The following is an 18,655-nucleotide window of genomic DNA, read 5'->3' on the forward strand; positions in this document are numbered from 1 at the left end:
CGGGAAACTCTGTGGGGGGCGCCCCGCAGCCTAGCCAGGGACGGCATTCGGGACAATGCGCCACAGTGGTGCAGATTCACCCGTGCGAAATCTTCACAGGCGCCGGAGCGCCTCGTATGCGCGCCCTACCCCTGCGGGCGCAGGGCTATCGCCATCGCCTCCAGCGCCAGCAGCGGCGCCACGTTGCCGTCCAGGCGGGTGCGGGCCACCCCGATCGAGTCCATGCGCCGCACGGTCTGCTCGGGAGTGGAGTCGGCGGCGAGCGCGCGCACCGTCTCGGCGAGCTCCGCGTTCACCAGGTCGACCTCCGCCCCGAGCTGCACCACCAGCACGTCCCGGTAGAGGGACAGCAGGTCCACCATCGCGCGGTCGAGCACGTCGCGCTGATGCCGCGTGGCGCGCCGTTTCTGGTCGTCCTCCAGCTGCCTGAGCTGAGACCGCAGGCGCGGCGGCAGCGTCTCGCCGTCGGCCACGCCCAGGGCACGCAGCAGCTCGGCCTTCTCTGCGGCGTCCCGCTCCTGCGTGGCGGACACCGCCTCCGCCTTCGCCACGTCCACGAGCTCGCCCGCTGCGAGCACGGCGTCTCCGACGCCGCGGATGCGCCGCGCGATGCTCAGCACGGCCGTGCGCCGCTCGCGAGCCCCGGCGTCGCGCGCCAGCCGCTTCGCGAGGCCGACGTGGCTCTGCGCCGCGCGGGCCGCGCTCAGCGCCACCGCGGGATCCGCGCCGTCGCGCCGCACCAGCAGGTCGGCGACCGCCTGCGGCGGCGGCACGCGCAGCACCACCGCCCGGCAGCGGGACCGGATGGTCGGCAGCACGTCCTGGGACGACGGCGCGCACAGCACCCACACCGTGTGCGGCGGCGGTTCCTCGATGACCTTGAGCAGCACGTTCGTGGTGCGCTCCGCCATGCGGTCGGCGTCCTCGATCACGATCACGCGCCAGCGTCCGCCCGACGGCGACCGCGACGCCGTCATGATCAGGTCCCGCACCTCGTCGATGGTGATGACCACCTTCTCCGTGGCCAGCAGCGTCACGTCCGGGTGGGTGCCCGCCATGGTGGTGGTGCACGCCTGGCACACGCCGCACCCGCCCTGCAGGCACTGGAGAGCGGCGGCGAACGCACGCGCCGCCACCGACCGGCCCGACCCGGGCGGTCCGGTCACGAGCCACGCGTGCGTCATCGCGGCGGGGTTGGCCACGGCGCCCCGGAGCGCGGCGACGGCGGACTCCTGGCCGACGACGTCGTCCCACACCGTCATGAGGGTTCCTCGCTGCCCGACTCCGTGAGGTCGCCGGCCTCGGCGAGGCTGCTGGCCTCCGCGACGACGGGCGTGAGACCCAGCCGGGCCGAGACGTCCACCCGGATCTGCGCCTGGATGTCGTCGATGGGCGCCGCCGCGTCGATGATCACCCAGCGGTCCGGGTCCGCGGCCGCGCGCTGGAGGAACGTGTCCCGGACACGGGTATGGAACTCGACGCCGGCGCGCTCAAGGCGGTCCAGCGCGCCCTTGCCCTCGGCTGCGGCGCGGCGGGCCGCGGCGGCCACGGGCTCGAGGTCGAGCAGGACGGTGACGTCCGGCCGCAGCCCCTTGGTGGCCCACAGGGAGAGGTGCTCCACCTCGTTGCCGGGCAGGTCGCGTCCGCCCGACTGATAGGCGACGGACGAGTCGAGGTAGCGGTCGGTGATCACCACGGCGCCGCGGCCCAGCGCGGGCCGCACCACGGTCTCGACGTGGTGGGCGCGGTCCGCCGCGTAGATGAGCGCCTCGGCCCGCGCGCCCATGTCCTGGCCGTGCATGACGGCGGCCCGCAGCTCCTTGCCGAGCGCGGTGCCACCCGGCTCGAACGTGAGCACGACCTCGCGGCCGGTGAGCTCCGCCAGCCAGTCGCCGAGGAGGCGCGACTGGGTCGACTTGCCCACGCCCTCGCCGCCCTCGAAGGAGATGAAGTAGCCAGGTGCGTTCACGCCGTAACCCTAACCGCGCCCACCGACATCGCCTGGCTGCGCCGCTCTAGCGCTGCAGCCGACGACCCGTCACCTGCGTCGGCGTGATTCGCACCCACGTGTCCCTCGTGTCGTCGAGGTAGCTGACCAGGTTGGTCGACTCGGCCGCGGCGATGTCGGCGTCGTTCTCCAGGATCTCGGCGGTGCCCTTCACGACGACGCTGTACGCGATCTCGGGACCCCACTGGTCGACCTCGAAGGCAACCTTCTCGTTGATCGCGACCTCCGCGACCTTGGTTCCGGGGATGGTGTGGAAGTAGATGGTGCGGTCCGCCATGGCGAAGTTCAGGGGAAAGATCTCAGGCTCGCCGGCGACGGCGGTGCCGAGCCGCCCGATGGGCTGCATCGAGAGGAACTCCCAGCACTCGTCCTCGGTCATCGGCGTGATGCTCTGCTCGTTGAGGTCCATGGGTCCATCGTGCGCTCGGCGGGCGGACCACGCGCTGTGAGGGACCCGACACCGACCACAGCAGACGCCGGACGTGCAGGTCACCGGGTGACCTGCACGTCCCCACATTGGCTACTTCGTCGAGGTCGACGGCTTCTTGGCGGCCGGCTTCTTCGCCGGCGCCTTCTTCGCGGGCGCCTTGCTCGTCGACCGGGTGGTGCGCTTCTTCGCCGGGCCTTGGGCTCGCTTCTCCGCGAGCAGCTCGATGGCACGCTCCGGGGTGATGGACTCCGCCGTGACGTCGCGCGGCAGGGTGCGGTTGGTCTCGCCGTCGGTCACGTACGCGCCGAACCGGCCCTCCTTGACGTGGATCGGCTTGCCGCTGTTCGGGTCGTCGCCGAGCTCGCGCAGCGGCGGCGTCGCGGTCCGCCCGCGTCCGCGCTTGGGCTGCTTGTAGATCTCCAGCGCCTCGTCGAGGGTGACCGTGAACATGGCCTCCTCGGACGGCAGGGTGCGCGAGTCCGTGCCCTTCTTCAGGTAGGGGCCGTAGCGGCCGTTCTGCGCGGTGATCTCGTCACCCGTCTCCGGGTCCACGCCCACCACGCGCGGCAGCGACATGAGCTGCAGAGCCTGCTCAAGCGTCACCGAGTCGAGGGCCTGCGACTTGAGCAGCGACGCCGTCCTCGGCTTGGGCAGGGCGGCCAGCGCCCGCTTCTTCGCCGCGGCCGACAGGTCCGGGTCGAGATCCGGCTCGGGCAGCTGCTCCGTCACGTACGGGCCGTACCGGCCGTTCTTCGCCACGACCGGGTGACCCGACTCGGGGTGCATACCGAGCACACGGCCGTCGTCGGCCCCGGCAGCCAGGAGCTCGCGCGCCTTGGCGACGGTCAGCTCGTCGGGCGCTATGTCGTCCGGCACGGAAGCGCGGGGCGGGGTCTTGCCCTCCTCGACCTCGGCCGCGACGTCCTCGATGTAGGGGCCGTAGCGTCCCACGCGCACGCGGATGCCCTCGCCGATCTCGACGGAGTTGATCGCCGCGGCGTCGATCTCGCCGAGGTTCGCCACGAGCGCACGCAGGCCGCCGCCCTCGCTGTCCACGCCGAGCTCGTCGGACGTGCCGATGTTGCCCGGGACCTCGCCGAAGTAGAACTCCCGCAGCCAGGCCACACGCTCGCGCGAGCCGGCGGCGATCTCGTCGAGGTCTTCCTCCATCGTCGCCGTGAAGTCGTAGTCCACGAGCCGGTCGAAGTGCTCCTCCAGCAGGCGGATCACCGCGAACGCGAGCCACGTCGGCACCAGCGCCTGGCCGCGCGTGATCACGTAGCCGCGGTCCTGGATCGTCGAGATCGTCGCGGCGTAGGTGGACGGGCGGCCGATGCCGCGCTCCTCCAGCGCCTTGACCAGCGACGCCTCCGTGTAGCGGGCCGGCGGGGACGTGGAGTGGCCGTCCGCGGTGAGGTCGGTGCCGACCAGCGCGTCGCCCTCCGACATCGTCGGCAGGCGCGTCTCCTTCGCCGCCGTGGCGCTCTCGGGCGCCTCGGTGTCGACGTCCGCGCCCTCCTCGTAGGCGGCGAGGAAGCCGCGGAACGAGATCACCGTGCCCGACGCCGAGAACACCGCCTCGTTGCCGTCCTGCGCGCCGCCCACGACGACGGCGCCGAGCCGGACCGACGCCGTCGAACCCTTCGCGTCGGCCATCTGCGACGCGACCGTGCGCTTCCAGATCAGCTCGTACAGGCGGAACTGGTCGCCGCTCAGCTCGCCGGCGACCTGGGCCGGGGTGCGGAACGAGTCGCCCGCCGGGCGGATCGCCTCGTGCGCCTCCTGGGCGCCCTTCGACTTGCTGGCGTACAGGCGGGGCGCACCCGGCACGTACTCGGGGCCGTACAGCTCGGCAGCCTGCCGGCGCGCGGCGTTGGTGGCCTCGGCCGACAGCGACGGGCTGTCGGTACGCATATAGGTGATGTAGCCGTTCTCGTACAGGGCCTGCGCGGTGCGCATCGCCTGACGCGACGACATCCGCAGCTTGCGGCCCGCCTCCTGCTGCAGGGTGGAGGTGGTGAACGGCGCCGCGGGGCGGCGCGTGTACGGCTTGGTCTCCAGGCTGCGGACGGAGAAGTCGGCGGCCTGGAGCCCTGCGACGACAGCGTTCGCGGTCGACTCGGAGAGCTGCACCACGCCGGTGCGGACCTTGAGCCGCCCCCGGTCGTCGAAGTCGCGGCCCGAGGCGACCTTGTCGCCCGCGAGCTGGCTGAGCCGGGCGCGGAAGGAGGGCTGGCCGGGGGCGGCACCGCCGTCGGGCGAGACCGCGAAGGTGCCGGCGACGTCCCAGTAGTCCGCCGACACGAACGCCATGCGCTCGCGCTCCCGCTCGACGACGAGGCGCGTCGCGACCGACTGCACACGGCCGGCGGACAGCCCCTGACGGACCTTGCGCCACAGCACCGGCGACACCTCGTAGCCGTACAGGCGGTCGAGGATGCGCCGCGTCTCCTGGGCGTCCACGAGGTCCTGGTCCAGCTCGCGCGTGTTCTCCAGCGCTCGGAGGATCGCGTCCCGGGTGATCTCGTGGAACACCATGCGCTTGACCGGGACCTTGGGCTTGAGCTCCTGGATCAGGTGCCAGGCGATGGCCTCGCCCTCGCGGTCCTCATCGGTCGCGAGGAAGAGCTCGTCGGCGTCCTTGAGCGCCTTCTTGAGCTCGCTGACCTTCTTCTTCTTGTCCGCGTGGACCACGTAGTACGGGTCGAACCCGTTGTCGACGTCCACGGAGAACCTGCCGTAGGGGCCCTTCTTCATCTCCGCGGGCAGGTCCTTGGGCTGCGGGAGGTCGCGAATATGCCCGACGCTGGCTTCGACCTCGTAGTCGTCGCCGAGATAGCTCTGGATCTTGCGAGCCTTCGTGGGCGACTCGACGATCACGAGCTTGCGTGCCTGGGACATCCGGTCCTGCCTGCTTCCTGCGGGGTTTGGGGAGTGCGCCGAGCGGCGTTGGAGAGTTCACGGTACGCCAGGCGCGACGGATCGCACCCTATCCGGGCTCACAGCGGGCCGCCCGGCGTTTCTCATGACCGTGGTGATTTTCACCTGTGGCATTACGGACAGCGGAGCGTCACATCAGCCACACGGTCTCTTCAGGCGGCTCCCCTACGGTGAGCCTATGACCGACCGCACCCGCCCGCTGCCGGAGCTGCCGCAGCCCTCGCGGAGCCGCGTCACCGGTACGGCCAAGGGTTACACGCAGCCGGCCGCTTCCGCGCCCAGGGCCCGCAAGACCCGCCCGGTGCGACCTCCTGCGGGTCCGCCGTCGGGCCAGGTGGGCCCGCCCTCGGCTGCGCCGTCGCGCAGGTTCGGCGGCCGCCCGACGCCGGCCCGCGTGCCCGGCCTCCAGCCGCGGCTGCGGCCGCGCGTGATCGCCGGCGTCGTCGCGGTGCTCGCGCTGTGGGGCGTGTGGGCCACCTGGGACACCTTTGTCGCCTCGGAGCGCGGCCAGCGCGCCGACCAGCTCGCGCTCGAGGGCGCCGCCCGCGGGCAGGGCGTGCTGTGGGAGCTCGCCGAGCCGGTGCTGGGTGTGGTGTCGAACACGTTCGTCGGTCTGGGCCTGGCGGCCGCCGTGATACTCGCGCTGGCCCGCGGGCGCTGGTGGCTCGCGGCGCAGGTGGCGATCCTCGTGGCCGGCTCGAACCTCACCACGCAGGTGCTCAAGCACGCGGTCCTCGACCGGCCGGCGCTGCTCGACGTCGCCCGCGCGGATGTCAACACCCTGCCCAGCGGACATACGACGGTCGCGGCGTCCGTCGCCGCGGGCCTCCTCATCGCGGTGCCACGGCGCTGGCGGCCGGTCGTCGCGGTGGTGGGCGCCGCCTACACGGGGGCCACGGGGGTGTCGACGCTGATCGGGCAGTGGCACCGGCCCTCCGACGTCGTCGCCGCGATCCTCGTGGTCCTCGCCTGGGGCGCCGGCGTCTGCGCGGTGAGCTCGGCGTCGTCCCTGGACGCGCCGCGGGGCGGCGGGGAGCGGGGCGGCGTCGAGCCGGGATCGTCCAGCGCGGCCGGCCTGCTCCTGGTCGGCGCCCTGGGCACCGGGGCGCTCGCCCTCGGCGCGCTCGGGAGCGTGCGCGGCTATGGCTGGGCGCTGCCGATCGGCGGTGACGTCACCGCGTACACGGGTGGGTTGTTCGGCGTGGTGGCCGTGACGCTGGGCTCGTTCGCCCTGCTGCTCCTGGTCCGCCAGTCGACGGCGCGCCCCTGATCCGGCTTGTCCCGCTGGTCGAGCTTGTCGAGACCTGGGTCTCGACAAGCTCGACCAGCGGGCGGGCAAGCTCGACCAGCGGGGTCAGGACGTCACGGGGTGGAGTACCCGCCCGTGTAGGAACCGGACCCCGAGTAGGCGAGCACGCGCCACCGGTACGTGCCGGAAGTGCCCGAGTAGCTGATGCTCTCGTCGGGGGCCGAGGTGATGCCCTGGGCCACGTTGGACCACGTGCTGCCCGAGAGCTTCTGCAGGTAGAGGTCGAAGTCAGTTCCGCTGGGGCCGTCGAGGCAGCCCGTGATCGTGCCGGCCGACGACGAGAAGCCGCTGCTGCTCGGCTTGTAGGTGGAGGCACCGCTGCTCAGCGAGCCGCTGAACGCCGTCTCCTGGCTCGAGCAGGCCGAGCCGCCACCGCCACCACCACCGGTGATCAGCGAGACGCCCGCAGCGCTGAGTGCCTCACCCACCGGCTGGAAGTAGGTGGTGCCACCCGAGGAGCAGTTGCCGGAGCCGCCGGAGGTCATGCCCTGAGCCTGCGTGCCGGCCAGGAGCGAGCCGCCCGAGTCGCCGGGCTCGGCGCACACGTTGGTACGGATCAGGCCGGACACGGTGCCCTCGGCGTAGGTGACCGACGCGTTCAGGGCCTGGATGGTGCCACAGTGCCAGCCGGTGGTGGAACCGGAGCGACACACGGTCGCGCCGACGGCGGCCGCGGTCGAGCCCGCGACGCCCACCGTGCCGCCGGAGTAGTTGTTGACCGAGCCGACGGGGGTGTCGTCCGTGCCGACGTTCACGTACGCGTAGTCGTTGCCCGGGAACGAGGAGGTCCGGAATGTGCCGCTCGGGCTGGTCGTGGCGTTGCCGACGTCGCCGCAGTGGCCCGCGGTGACGAATCCGCCCGTGGCCGAGAAGCCGACCGAGCAGCGCGACCCGCCGATGTAGTACGCGTTGCCGCCGATCACGTTGATGAAGGTGCGGGGCATCTCCGCGACCTCGACGAGGGAGACGGAGCTCGCCGGGATACCGGCCTGCCTGACGGCGGTGGCGACGGCGGCCTTTGCGCCCTTGGCCACCTCCATCACCACCGCGTTGGACTCGACGTCCACGTAGGCGGCGGCGATCTTGGCCTCCGGCGCCGCCCGGTAGGCCTTGGTGGCGAGCCGGTTGAGCTGGCTCAGAGACTTGTCGACCGTGACCGCCGTGGCCCCGGCGGCACTGACCTCGGCCGCCCCGGCCTTGTCGGTGACGGCGACGAACAGCTCGGTGCCCTCCACCCAGGCGCCCGCGTAACCCTTGTCGAGGGACTTGGCGATGGCGTGCTGCGTGTCGGACAGGGCTGCGTCCGTCTTGAGGCGGGCCACGGCCTGCGAGGTGGTCAGGCCGAGGTCACGCTCCATGGCGGCGACCATGCCCGGCGCGTAGCTGGAGACCGCGGGCTTGTCGGGTCCGGCGGCTGCGCTTGCGGTAGCAGCGGTGATGCTGCCGGCGAGGAGCGTCATCGCGGCTGTAGCCACGCTGATCGCCTTGAAGGATGTGCGTCTCATGTCCTGCGACTCCCTGTCGTCGGGGCAATGGATTCACCCGGTGCGGCAAAGCGTAGGGTCGCTTCCAGGAAACTCCCAGATACCGATTGGGACATATCGGCACAATATGCGGGCATGTCGCAGGGCAGGTAGGGCGTCCCCTACCTGCCCCGCGAACCGACCGACAGGCAGCGCCTAGCGCGTCCGGGTCAGCTCGTGACGAGCGAGACGCCCGCTGCGCTCAGGGCCTCGCCCACCGGGTTGAAGTAGGTGGTGCCACCGGACGAGCAGTTGCCCGAGCCGCCCGAGGTCATGCCCTGGGCCTGGGTGCCGGCGAGCAGCGAGCCGCCGGAGTCGCCGGGCTCGGCGCACACGCTGGTCCGGATGAGGCCGGTGACGGTGCCCTCGGCATAGTTCACCGTGGCGTTCAGGGCCTGGATGGTGCCGCAGTGCCAGCCGGTCGTGGAACCGGACCGGCACACCGTGGCGCCGACGGCGGCAGGAGACGAGCCCGTGACACGCACCGTGCCGCCGCTGTAGTTGTTGACCGCACCGATCGGGGTGTCGTCCGAACCGACGTTCACGTACGCGTAGTCGTTGCCCGGGAACGAGGACACCTGGAAGGTACCGCTCGGCTGGCTGGTCGTGGCGCCTCGCGTTCCGCAGTGGCCGGCGGTGACGAAGCCGCCGGTGGCAGCGAAGCCGACCGAGCAGCGGGAGCCGCCGATGAAGTACGCGTTGCCGCCGATCACGTTGATGAGCGTCCTTGGGCGCTCCGCGGCCGCCGTCAGGGAGACGGCATCGGCGGGCACGCCTGCGTCGCCCACCGCGGCCTCGACGTCGGCCCGGGCGCCGTCGACTACGGAGATGACTATCTCGTTGGTCTCCACGTCCACGTAGTACGAGGTCACGTCCGACTCGGACAGAGCACCGTCCAGGTCCGCCGTCCAGGCGTCGAGCGCCTTGAGCGAGTTGTCCGCGATCACGGGGGTGGCCCCAGCCGCACGGACGTCGGCCGCATCGGCGGCATCGGTCACCGCGACATGGAGCTCGTCCGCACTCTCGACCCAGGCGCCGGCGTAGGACGCACCGAGCGACTTCTCCAGGCTGCGCTGCGTGCCCGCCAGGATCTCCTGGGTCTTGATCTGAGCCACTGCCTCAGCAGTGCTCAGGTTGAGGTCACGCTCCATGGCGGCGACCATGCCTGGGGCGTAGCGCGTCGAGGCGGTCTCGGCGTCGGACCGTGCAGCGGCGACGGCGTTGATGGTGCCGGCGAGGAGGCCCACGGTGGCGGTTGCCACGGCCAGGCCCCGGAGGGAAGTACGTCTCATCTCCAGCGACTCCTTGTGTCGTAGAGCAGCAGGTGAAGTTCCACCCCGCGAGCGATTTTTCACCCGCTGGCTCAACGTAGGAGAAACCGGGCTTCACGTACAGATCACACCCAGGTCATACATATCTCGTATGGAGGTCAAACCGCCACAGCGCCTCTGGTGCGGTCAGCCGAGCATCCCGTACATCGCCAGCCACTGTTCGTACTGCGGGCTGCGGCGGACGGCGTCGCGGTGCGCGCGGTGGGCGGCACCCTCGACGGCCTCCAGGTCCACCCGCAGGTCGGCGTCGTGCCGCCAGCCCAGGTAGTGGGTGCGGCGCAGCGGCGCCCCGGCGAGGGGGACCGTCACGACGCCCGGCGGGTCCGGCTGCCCGGGCTCGACGACCGCGACGGCGCGGCCGGCCCGCACCTGGTCGACGGCGGTCGTCCACTCGGCCTCGCCCATGCCGCGCGGCGTGAACCCCGCGCGCACGCAGGCCGACACGAGGCACTCCTCGAGGCAGCCGCCCGACGGCACGTAGAGCCACTGCTCCTCCGCCAGCTCGGCGAGCGAGACCTCGGGCTTGCCTGCGTACGGGTGGTGCTCGTCGATCAGCACGAACATCGGGTCGGTGCAGACCCGGGTCCACGCGACCTCCACCGCGGCCGGCGGCGAGGCGTCGGAGCACATCCCCACCAGCCCGACGTCGATGGTGCCCCGGGCGAGCTGGGACGCGACGTCGTCGGGCTGGTGGGGCATGGCCGTCGTGACCTCGGCGCCGGGGATGCCGACGTGCAGCTGGTTGACGAACAGGCCGCCCAGCCCGGTGCCGGTGATGCCCACCCGGACGGCCTCGCCGCGGGCGACGTCGCCGCTAAGGAGGCGCTCGGCGTCGTCGGCGAGGGCCGCCATGGCGGGGAGAAGCACGCGAGCGTGCCTGAGTACCAGCTCACCGAGCTCTGTCGCGCGCGCACCGAACCGGTCGCGGACGAAGACGTTGCCGCCCAGCGCCCGGTCGATGCGGTTGAGCTGCGCAGTCAACGCCGGCTGCGCGATGCCGAGGGCAGCGGCCGCCTTTGTGACGCTGCCCGACTCGGCAACGGCGACGACCATCCTCAAGTGCCGCATGTCGAGTTCCACACGGTGGAAAATATCTGTCATAACCCCGTATGTCTCTGATATCGACAAGATTTATCGGTCATCGGCAGGACTGTTACGTCCCGGAAACCGGACTGAGGCCAACTACAACAACGTTCGCCGGGGTCGGGTCTCACTCTTCGAGGAAGCCGTCACGGACCAGACCGCGCACCGCCGGGAGGAGCTCGGCGGCCAGGGCGTCCGCCGGGACCTCGAACAGCGAGGCGAGCGCGCCGACGATCTGGCCCACCGTGAGCTCGCCGTCGCACGCGCCGACCAGGGCCGCGAGCGGGCTCGACGCGTGCACGCCCCGCCCGAGCCCGTCCCCCTGCCGCAGGACCACGACGTTGGGGTCGGCCTCCCCCGGCGTCAGGTAGCGCTCCTCCGTGACGTCCGCGGCGGTGACCAGGTGGGCTGCGGCGAGCGCTGCGTCGTCGCGCTGCGCCAGCCAGTCGTGGCCGGCGAGGCTGCGGGCGATGTGCGCCCCGAGCGGCTGGCGGACCGACCCCGTGTGCTCTTCGAGACGCCGCAGCGTCGGCGCCCCGGCTCGGGGGCGCCGGAGAGTCACCATCCCGAAGCCGACCGCCTCGACGTCCCGCGACGCGAAGTCGTCGAGCCAGGCGCCGTAGGCGGCCGCCCAGGCTTCCGGCTCGCGGTCCGGGGTGGTGCCGCCGTCACGGATCCACGTCTCGGCGTACTCGGCCGGGTCGAGGACCTCACGCTGGATGACCCAGCCGTCCAGTCCGGCATCGTCGAGCCAGGCGCCGACCCGTTCGGTCCACGGCTCGCCCCGACGGTGCTCCCAGTTGCCGAGCAGCTGCGCCGTACCGCCTGGCACGAGCACGCCGCCGACGCCCAGGACCAGGTCGCGCACGAGGTCGTCGCCCGCCCGGCCGCCGTCGCGGTACTCGTAGTCCCCGAGCGCGTCGGCCACCGCCCGGCCGGCCGCCCCCGCGTGCGGCGTGATGACGAACGGCGGGTTCGACACCACGAGATCGAACTGCTCACCCGCGACCGGCTCCAGCATGGACCCGTGCCGCAGCTCCACGTCCGCGCCGGCCTGCGTGTTCAGCGCTACGTTGAACCCGGCGAACGACAGCGCCCGCCGCGAGATGTCCGTTGCCACCACCTGCCGCGCGTGCCGCGCCGCGTGCAGGGCCTGGATACCGCAGCCGGTGCCCAGGTCGAGCACGCGGGCGGTCGGGTTCCGCACGGTGACCTGGGCCAGCGTCAGGGAGGCGCCGCCCGCGCCGAGCACGTGGTCGGTGGCCAGGCGGCCGCCGGTCGCCAGCTCGCCCAGGTCGGAGGCCAGCCACCAGCGCGCGTCGCCGACGGCGTCCACCGACGCGTAGGGGCTCAGGTCCACGAGGGGGCGCACCTCGTCGTCGTCCCCGGAGCCCTGGGCCGCGACCAGGCCGAGGCGCTCCGCGCCCTGCGCGCCGGTTGCGGGCAGCGCCCGGTCCAGGGCGGCGCGCGGCACGGGCACGCCCAGCAGGAACAGCGCGGTCAGGGTGGCCCGCGGGTCCCGGTCCGACGGCGGCTTGCCGTCCACCGCCGCTGCCACCGCCCGGCGCGCAGGCAGCGACTGCTCCCGGTGCAGGGCGGCCGCGGCGAGCGGCCCGAGGAGGTCCTCGACGCCGTCGACGTCGTAGGCGGCGGAGGCCAGGTCGTCCCGGAGGGAGGCGACGAGGGCGGGGTCGGTCACAGGAGGCTGCACGGGGCCATCCTGACGGGCTACTGCTTGCAGTTCGAGTTGACGTAGAGGGAGATGGTCTCGGACGCCTCGACCATGGCCGCGGTGTCGAGCTCCTGCTGTGCGCCGCCCACTGCCGAGACCACCGCGGGGCCGTCGTTGGCCTTCACCTTCTCGATGTTGTTCGCCACGGTCGAGTAGTAGGTGAAGGCGACCGCCCAGTCCTTCGCTATCGCCTCGGGCGGGGTCACGCCCTCCAGCGCGTTGCGCGCGTTGATGAACCCCTTGCGCAAGGTCTCGGGCTGGTCCTCGACCATCGCCGACTGCGCGTTCGCGGCCTGCGTCCACGCCATCTGGGTCTGCGCGCACGACGCGGCGTCCGCCACCGGCAGGGAGCCGGCCGTCCGGTAGAGACTCATGCCCCAGCCGGCGCCAAGGCCCAGGACGGCGGCGATGACGCCCGACAGCACCAGGACCATCGGCTTGTCGAGGACCTTGGGCAGGCCGCGGCGCAGCGTCCTCTTGATCTTCCGCTGCTGCGCCGTGCTGGGGGCGGAGATGCGCCCCTTGGGACCCTTGGCGGCCTTCTTGGAAGCTGACTTGGACGCCGACTTGGACGCCGGCTTGCTGGGCAGGACGGACGGGGCGTCGTCCGGCAGCGGCGCGGGCAGGGCTTCGACGTCCTCTTCCACCGGGCCCGGGTTCGGCGGGAAGCCGCCGGCGGGCGTTGGAGCGGGGTCGCTCTTCGGTTCGCCCTTGGTGCCCGACTTGGCGCCCTTGCCCCGGGACCTGGTCTTGCTGACCTTGCCGCTCGCGTTCTTGCTCCGGCCGCGGGTCACGGAGGGCTCGGTAGCTGCCACCGAGCCCCACGGATTCGCGTCGCCGTCGCCGTCGCCGCCCGGCACGACGGGCGCCGGAACCGGCCCCCAGAGGGAGCTGGTGGCCTCCTCGACAGGCGTGGGATCAGCGGGGGCGGCGGCGCCCACGCTGCCCCACGGACTGGGCGCGGCGTCGTTCTCCGCGAGCCCCTCGGCCCACTCGAGGGCGCTGGAGCCGCGTGCGGCGTCCCCTGCCGCGAGACTCTCCGCCCACGTGAGCGCATTGCTTGCGGGGGGACCTCCAGCGCGGGAAGCAGCACGACCGCCCCGCGAGCCCTTGCGCCGTGTCGCACTCATAGCCGCGCACTTTACCCGCACCCCCGGCAGGACAGGAGGGGCAATCGTGTGATAGGTGACGAACGGCGGGTGAAGTTGCTTACCCGTTGAGGTAGTTGATGCTCGCCCAGAGCACCACGACCACAACCGCCACCATGCCGATGGCTAGCGTCAGTAGGCCCCAGTTGCGCGCGCGGCGGGATGCCTTCCGAGCCTTGTCGTGCTGCTGCCTCTTCCACAGCGAATTGACGCGCAGCGCGTTTCCGAGGGCGACGATTCCCGTTGGCGGGAAGCAGAAGAACGTCACCAGAACGGCGAACACAAGATACGACCGTGGCGGGTACTGCAGCTGCGCCGGGTAGGTGTGCACGTTGACGTTCACGGGCGCGCGCGACCCGCCCGGGACTACCGGCGGTACAGCGGAGCTGGTCATGGACGTCCCCCTCGCCTATGTAAAGGGAGAACTTAGTCTAATTTCGGTGATTTGTTGAATGCGCAGGTCAGCCGGGGATCTTGCGAAGCACCTCACGATAGAAATGCACTCCGCGGCCCAGGGAATCGACGCTCAGGTTTTCCCCTGCCCCGTGAATCGACTGCCGCTGCGCGCGCGTCATGGCGAAGGGGCTGAACCGGTAGACGTGGTCGCTGATGGGCGTGAACGTGCGAGCGTCGGAGGCGGTGAGGGTCACGTACGGCGCCACGACGGCGTCCGGGTACGACGCACCGATCGCCTCGCTGAGCAGCGCGAACTGCTGGCTGTCCGTGGGCGAGACCTCACTGGGCTCGCTGCTGTCCACGACCTCGATCTCGACCCTCTTGTCCCGGATGGTGCGCCGCAGCCGCGCCACGGTCCGGTCCACCGTCTCGCCGAGCGCCACCCTGATATCGAGGTGCGCGCGGGCCGACGACGCCGCGACGTTCGCCGCGGCGCTGCCCTCCAGCTCGGTGACCGCCACGGTGGTGCGGACCATCGCCGACGCCTCAGGGCCGCTTCGGGCCAGCGCCAGCGCCGCGAGCTTGCGGAACGGCCCGGAGGCCGCCCGGGTCACCATCCTGAAGAACATGCCCTTCAGGCCGGTGGTGCTCGGGGCGACTCGCTCCAGCATGTCGACAGTCGGTGCGTTGACCCGGGCCGCGTACCGCCGTCGGCCCACGCGCGTCACCGCGCGCGCGAGGCGCGTGGTCGCGGTATGCCGGCCGGGCGTGGCGGCGTGGCCGCCGACGCCGGTGGTGTACAGGTCGACCCCGACCAGGCCCTTCTCCGCGACGCCCACGAGGGCCGTCTGCCGGCCGAGGCCCGGGAAGGCTTCGGTCACGACGGCTCCGCCCCCGTCGATCACGAGCCACGGACGCACGCCGAGCTCGTACAGGCGGCGGACCGCGATCTGGGCCGACTCCCCAGCGGTCTCCTCGTCCGCGCCGAAGAACAGCCAGATGTCCCGCTCGGGCACGAAGCCCTCGCCCAGCAGCGTCTCCACGGCGTCGAGCACCGCCACGAGCGAACCCTTGTCGTCGAGCGTGCCGCGGCCGTGCACCGCGCCGTCGCGCACCTCGCCCGAGAACGGGTTCTCGGTCCAGACCATGCCCTGGACCGGCGCCACGTCCTGGTGCGCCATGAGCACCACGGGGTACGGGTGCAGCACGTCCTGGCGCCCCCGGCCGGGCCAGCGGTAGAGCAGGCCGTGGTCGCCCGACGGCTCGCTCTGCAGGGCGTGCACGCGGGGGTAGAAGGCCGCCAGCGCTGCTCGGTGGCGGGCGAACGCGTCGTGGTCGATGTACTGCGGGTCCCACGAGGACACGGTCGGGATCTGCACGAGCGAGGCCAGGTGCCCGGCCGCGATGTGGCCCGCGGAGAAGTGCCGCTCGCTGTACGGCTCCGACGCGACGAACGGGGAGGAGCCCGGCTGCTCGGGCAGCGCGGCGTCCGGCGCCGCAGGCTGCTCGGTGACCTTCTTCTCCGGCCGGCTCTTCTCGGGCGCGTCGCGCTCGGCCGACGTCAGGGACGCGGCCTGCGGAAGGCGCGCGCGCGACGTGTCCGGGCGCGTGGCCGACAGCAGTGGCGACGCCGTCGGCGCCGCCGTCTGCGGGCGCGCCTCGGGCTTGGGTTCGACGGCGGGCGACGGGGCCTGTCGGGCTGCCGTCTTCGCGATCATTTCGGCCGTGACCTGAGGGATGGCCTCGGTCGGGTCGATGTCGGCACTCACGGGACCTTCTCCTGCTCCGGGTCTCCCACGACGGGGGCTCCTGCATCGGGGCTCTCGTTCGCACCCGCGGACCGCGGGGCGTGCGGGAGCGCAACACCGCAGACGATAGCGGTAGCACCGGGTTTTCCACACAACCCGCGGTGATCCTGGATACCCCAGCCTCCGATGTCCATCGAGGTCACCGTGCCGCCCAGTGGATCGCCGTCGCCGCCTGGCTGAGACCACCCCGGGGGTGGGTGCGAAAGAACACCGAGGTGCCGAACACAAACGCCCGCGCCTGTCCTACTTTGCCTGATACTGCACCGATCTGCCCGTTGACCGCGGATGGCCCGGCCGCGTCGCCCGGCTCGGCCCAGTGGCCCGCCAGGAAGCTGCCGTACGTCAGTTCCGCCGTGGTCTCCCTGCCGAGGTCCGTGAACCACACGGCGGGGTAGACAAACCCTTGGTCCTGCGGGTGGTCGTCCAGCACCTCGCCCGCGACGTCGGTCTCGATGATGCCGTTGCCGGCCGGATCGCCCGTCACCGCAGTGCCGCTGACCAGCCCGTACGTCTCCGCGGCCGCGAAGGCGCCCGCCCCGCGCCCGACGATGGCGCCGCCGTCACGCAGCCAGGACCGGACGTACGCTCGGCCGGCCGAGCCGGCCGAGAGCCCCAGGGACGAGCCCACCCACAGCACGTCCGCGCGCTCGAGGCCGGTCGGCGTCCCGGCGGACGCTCCCGTCTCGATCCCCCTCGCCGAGACCGCCACCAGGTCGTCGAACCCGAGTGCCAGGAGCGACAGCCGGTCGTCCTGGTTGCCGGTGTAGGCGATGGTCAGGTCCTCGGCCGGCTCCCCCGCTCGGTAGTCCGCGCGTGCAGCGGCAGCGAAGTCGACGCCGTACCGGTCGGCCGCGTCGCGCGCCGCCCGCCGCCCGTGCGGCCCGACGACGGCGTTCCCGTCCGCCGTCAGCCGCACCGCCACGCCCTGTCCGAGCAGGTAGTTCAGGGTGCGGTGGTCCGCGACGCCGGCCAGGTCGAAGCGGACGTACCGTGCCTCGCGGGGGACGCTCCCGTCCCGGTCGGCGGCGCGGACCGGGGTGGTCCGCCCGACGGGGCCATCCGTCGTTGCGCCCACGCTGTCCACGGTCGCGCCCCAGAGAGCCGCGAGGGACCACGCCGAGATGTCGTACATCGTGGGGACCTTGGCGGAGATGTCGGAGCCGAGCGCGAGCAGCGAGCTCGCGAGCCCGCGCAGCGGCTGGTGCAGGTCGACCACGTACGAGCCCGCCGGGTAGGTGGTCCCCTCGACCCGCGTGGGGGCGACCAGCCGCTCCACCTCGACGCCGTGGAACAGCAGCGTGTCCACGAGGTCCTCGGCGTCGCTCGCCGACCGCTGCCCGGCGCCCACCGGGATCACATAGGCGCGCGGCAGACGCACCGGGTCCTGATCGTCCACGACGTCCCAGAGCGGCTTCCACTCGTCCGGGCCAGGAACGGCATCGACGTTCTCGGAGGTCAGTGGAACCCTTGGCGCACCAGCGACGCCGCGGCGGAACATCTCGATCTGGTCGGCGAGCATCGCTCCGGAGTAGGTGTGGACGTAGTCGATCATCGAGGTCATCGTCGTGACCGCCACCTGGGTGTCCACCGTCGAGTCCGCCGGCGTCGTGGTGGCGCCCGTCCGGCCCAGCGGCAGCTCGACGGTGGTGCTCACCGCGCCGTGGAGCGGCATGTACTGCGCGGTGAAGACCGGCGGGTAGTCGTCCCAGCCCGACGGCGTGTCCCGGTACGGGATCTTGATGAACCCCGTGTTGTCCTCGACGACGCCGCCCGTGTCCGGGTCGTAGTAGGTGTTGCCCTCGATCCCGGCCGCGACGACGACGTCCTCCACCTGGCGCGCTATCGCGTAGCTGTGCGGGATGAACAGGTCGTACTCGTAGTTCTCGCCGTGCGGTGGGCCGGCAGGCTCCACCTGGAGCACGTCCGTGTACCCGTGGAAGTCGGCCGCGTACAGCGGCTGCACCGCCTGCGCCGTCCGCACGAACGAACGCGCCTCCGGTGTGGCGAGCGTGATCATGTCGCGGTTGGCGTCCAGGCCGAGCGACGTCGAGCGGGTCGCGTGCGTGCGGCCGTCGGGGTTGAGCGTGAGGCTGAACGTGAGCCGGTGGTTCTCCAGCGTCTCCCGCGTGGCGGCGTCGTCCGCCGTCGCGAGGTCCTCGACGACGCGCAGCGCGGCGTCGGTGCCCTCCCACTCGTCGCCGTGGAGGTTCGCGCTGATCCAGATCGGGGTCTTGTAGCCCGACCGCAGCGCGCGGTCCCGCGCGGCGCGCGCCGGATGCTCCCTGATCTCCTCCCGCCAGGCGGCCTGCCGGGCGGTCTCCAACCGCCGCTCCGGAGCCGTCACGGTGACCAGGTACAGGTCACGCCCCTCGGACGACCGCCCCACGACCTGCGTCGATACCCGGTCGCTCCGCTCCATCAGCTTCGTCAGGCGCGGCGCGAGGTCCGCGTGGCTGACTGTCCCGTTCCGCTCCGTTGCGTCCCGGGCGTTCCGCGGGAAGACCCGGAGCTCCGGCTGGTACGGGTACGACGCCGGCATGCGGAGCTCGGCGCCGCGCGGGACCGGATCGGGCGGGTCGGGCGGGGTGTTCGTCGTCCGGTCGGGCGCCGCAGGGTCGTCGGCCGGGTCCTCGGGGCCGGACGGGTGCGCCGCCGTCGGACCGGCCGGGAGGTTCGCCTCGACGCCCCGGCCGAGGCCGGCCGGGGCCACGCCGGCGACGGACTTGCCGTCCGCGGGTGCCACCGAGGGCTGCGCGACGGCGGCCGCCGCGAGCGGGCCGACCGCGAGCACCACGCCGGTCAGCGCGGCGAGCGAGCGAGTACGAACGAGCAAGAGGTGCCTCCCCAGCGGCAAGTCGGCCAATTCTGGCCCATGGCCACGGCGAACGGGAGTGACGAAACAGAGAGTTCACAGCAGGTTCGGACCGCGCGCCGCGCGAGCGGCCGA

13 protein-coding genes are annotated in these 18,655 nt (G+C 72.3%); 1 reads left to right on the top strand and 12 read right to left on the bottom strand.

The window, feature by feature from the left end:
- Positions 1 to 125 precede the first annotated feature (125 nt).
- From IE250_RS06850 to topA, 4 genes are all read right to left on the bottom strand, one after another.
- Positions 126 to 1,262 carry a DNA polymerase III subunit delta' gene (locus IE250_RS06850; protein ID WP_189668551.1) on the bottom strand — a complete coding sequence of 379 codons (1,137 nt, stop codon included), beginning with the start codon at positions 1,260 to 1,262 and terminating at the stop codon, positions 126 to 128.
- Complete coding sequence (gene tmk, locus IE250_RS06855) at positions 1,259 to 1,969, bottom strand: dTMP kinase (protein WP_189668552.1); 711 nt, start codon at positions 1,967 to 1,969, stop codon at positions 1,259 to 1,261. Before tmk ends, IE250_RS06850 begins: the two co-directional genes overlap by 4 nt.
- A gap of 46 nt (positions 1,970 to 2,015) precedes the next feature.
- Positions 2,016 to 2,417, bottom strand: a complete 402-nt coding sequence (locus tag IE250_RS06860; RefSeq protein ID WP_189668553.1) for a pyridoxamine 5'-phosphate oxidase family protein — start codon at positions 2,415 to 2,417, stop codon at positions 2,016 to 2,018.
- A gap of 111 nt (positions 2,418 to 2,528) precedes the next feature.
- On the bottom strand, positions 2,529 to 5,339 hold the full coding sequence (gene topA / locus IE250_RS06865) for a type I DNA topoisomerase (protein WP_189668554.1): 2,811 nt from the start codon (positions 5,337 to 5,339) through the stop codon (positions 2,529 to 2,531).
- A 217-nt stretch (positions 5,340 to 5,556) separates the two neighbouring features.
- On the opposite strand from topA, the gene IE250_RS06870 reads away from it, so the two are divergent.
- On the top strand, positions 5,557 to 6,648 hold the full coding sequence (locus tag IE250_RS06870) for a phosphatase PAP2 family protein (RefSeq protein WP_229872219.1): 1,092 nt from the start codon (positions 5,557 to 5,559) through the stop codon (positions 6,646 to 6,648).
- A gap of 92 nt (positions 6,649 to 6,740) precedes the next feature.
- Here IE250_RS06870 and IE250_RS06875 read toward each other — a convergent pair whose 3' ends face one another.
- The 8 genes from IE250_RS06875 to IE250_RS06910 form a co-directional block, all read right to left on the bottom strand.
- Complete coding sequence (locus tag IE250_RS06875; protein ID WP_189668555.1) at positions 6,741 to 8,192, bottom strand: S1 family peptidase; 1,452 nt, start codon at positions 8,190 to 8,192, stop codon at positions 6,741 to 6,743.
- A 188-nt stretch (positions 8,193 to 8,380) separates the two neighbouring features.
- Entirely contained in the window at positions 8,381 to 9,502 is a 1,122-nt protein-coding gene (locus IE250_RS06880) for a S1 family peptidase (protein ID WP_189668556.1), read from the bottom strand.
- Positions 9,503 to 9,667: 165 nt separating this feature from the next.
- Complete coding sequence (locus IE250_RS06885; RefSeq protein ID WP_229872220.1) at positions 9,668 to 10,609, bottom strand: LysR family transcriptional regulator; 942 nt, start codon at positions 10,607 to 10,609, stop codon at positions 9,668 to 9,670.
- Between the two features lie 142 nt (positions 10,610 to 10,751).
- On the bottom strand, positions 10,752 to 12,335 hold the full coding sequence (locus IE250_RS06890) for a DUF7059 domain-containing protein (RefSeq protein ID WP_189668557.1): 1,584 nt from the start codon (positions 12,333 to 12,335) through the stop codon (positions 10,752 to 10,754).
- Between the two features lie 17 nt (positions 12,336 to 12,352).
- Positions 12,353 to 13,486: a hypothetical protein gene (locus IE250_RS06895; protein WP_189668558.1), complete on the bottom strand. Its 1,134-nt coding sequence runs from the start codon at positions 13,484 to 13,486 to the stop codon at positions 12,353 to 12,355.
- Positions 13,487 to 13,565: 79 nt separating this feature from the next.
- A complete protein-coding gene (locus IE250_RS06900; protein ID WP_189668559.1) occupies positions 13,566 to 13,898 on the bottom strand; it encodes a CD225/dispanin family protein in 333 nt (110 codons plus the stop codon).
- Positions 13,899 to 13,965: 67 nt separating this feature from the next.
- Complete coding sequence (locus IE250_RS06905; protein WP_229872221.1) at positions 13,966 to 15,669, bottom strand: M20/M25/M40 family metallo-hydrolase; 1,704 nt, start codon at positions 15,667 to 15,669, stop codon at positions 13,966 to 13,968.
- Between the two features lie 178 nt (positions 15,670 to 15,847).
- A complete protein-coding gene (locus tag IE250_RS06910; protein ID WP_229872222.1) occupies positions 15,848 to 18,541 on the bottom strand; it encodes a M14 family zinc carboxypeptidase in 2,694 nt (897 codons plus the stop codon).
- Positions 18,542 to 18,655 lie beyond the last annotated feature (114 nt).

This window comes from Promicromonospora soli, assembly GCF_014653785.1.
GTDB classification, from domain to species: domain Bacteria; phylum Actinomycetota; class Actinomycetes; order Actinomycetales; family Cellulomonadaceae; genus Promicromonospora; species Promicromonospora soli.

Excerpts from the sequence above, each read along its gene's own strand:
- IE250_RS06850 (WP_189668551.1), bottom strand. The coding sequence starts at position 1,262 with ATGACGGTGTGGGACGACGTCGTCGGCCAGGAGTCCGCCGTCGCCGCG.
- IE250_RS06860 (WP_189668553.1), bottom strand. The coding sequence starts at position 2,417 with ATGGACCTCAACGAGCAGAGCATCACGCCGATGACCGAGGACGAGTGC.
- topA (WP_189668554.1), bottom strand. The coding sequence starts at position 5,339 with ATGTCCCAGGCACGCAAGCTCGTGATCGTCGAGTCGCCCACGAAGGCT.
- IE250_RS06870 (WP_229872219.1), top strand. The coding sequence starts at position 5,557 with ATGACCGACCGCACCCGCCCGCTGCCGGAGCTGCCGCAGCCCTCGCGG.
- IE250_RS06875 (WP_189668555.1), bottom strand. The coding sequence starts at position 8,192 with ATGAGACGCACATCCTTCAAGGCGATCAGCGTGGCTACAGCCGCGATG.
- IE250_RS06880 (WP_189668556.1), bottom strand. The coding sequence starts at position 9,502 with ATGAGACGTACTTCCCTCCGGGGCCTGGCCGTGGCAACCGCCACCGTG.
- IE250_RS06885 (WP_229872220.1), bottom strand. The coding sequence starts at position 10,609 with ATGCGGCACTTGAGGATGGTCGTCGCCGTTGCCGAGTCGGGCAGCGTC.
- IE250_RS06895 (WP_189668558.1), bottom strand. The coding sequence starts at position 13,486 with ATGAGTGCGACACGGCGCAAGGGCTCGCGGGGCGGTCGTGCTGCTTCC.
- IE250_RS06900 (WP_189668559.1), bottom strand. The coding sequence starts at position 13,898 with ATGACCAGCTCCGCTGTACCGCCGGTAGTCCCGGGCGGGTCGCGCGCG.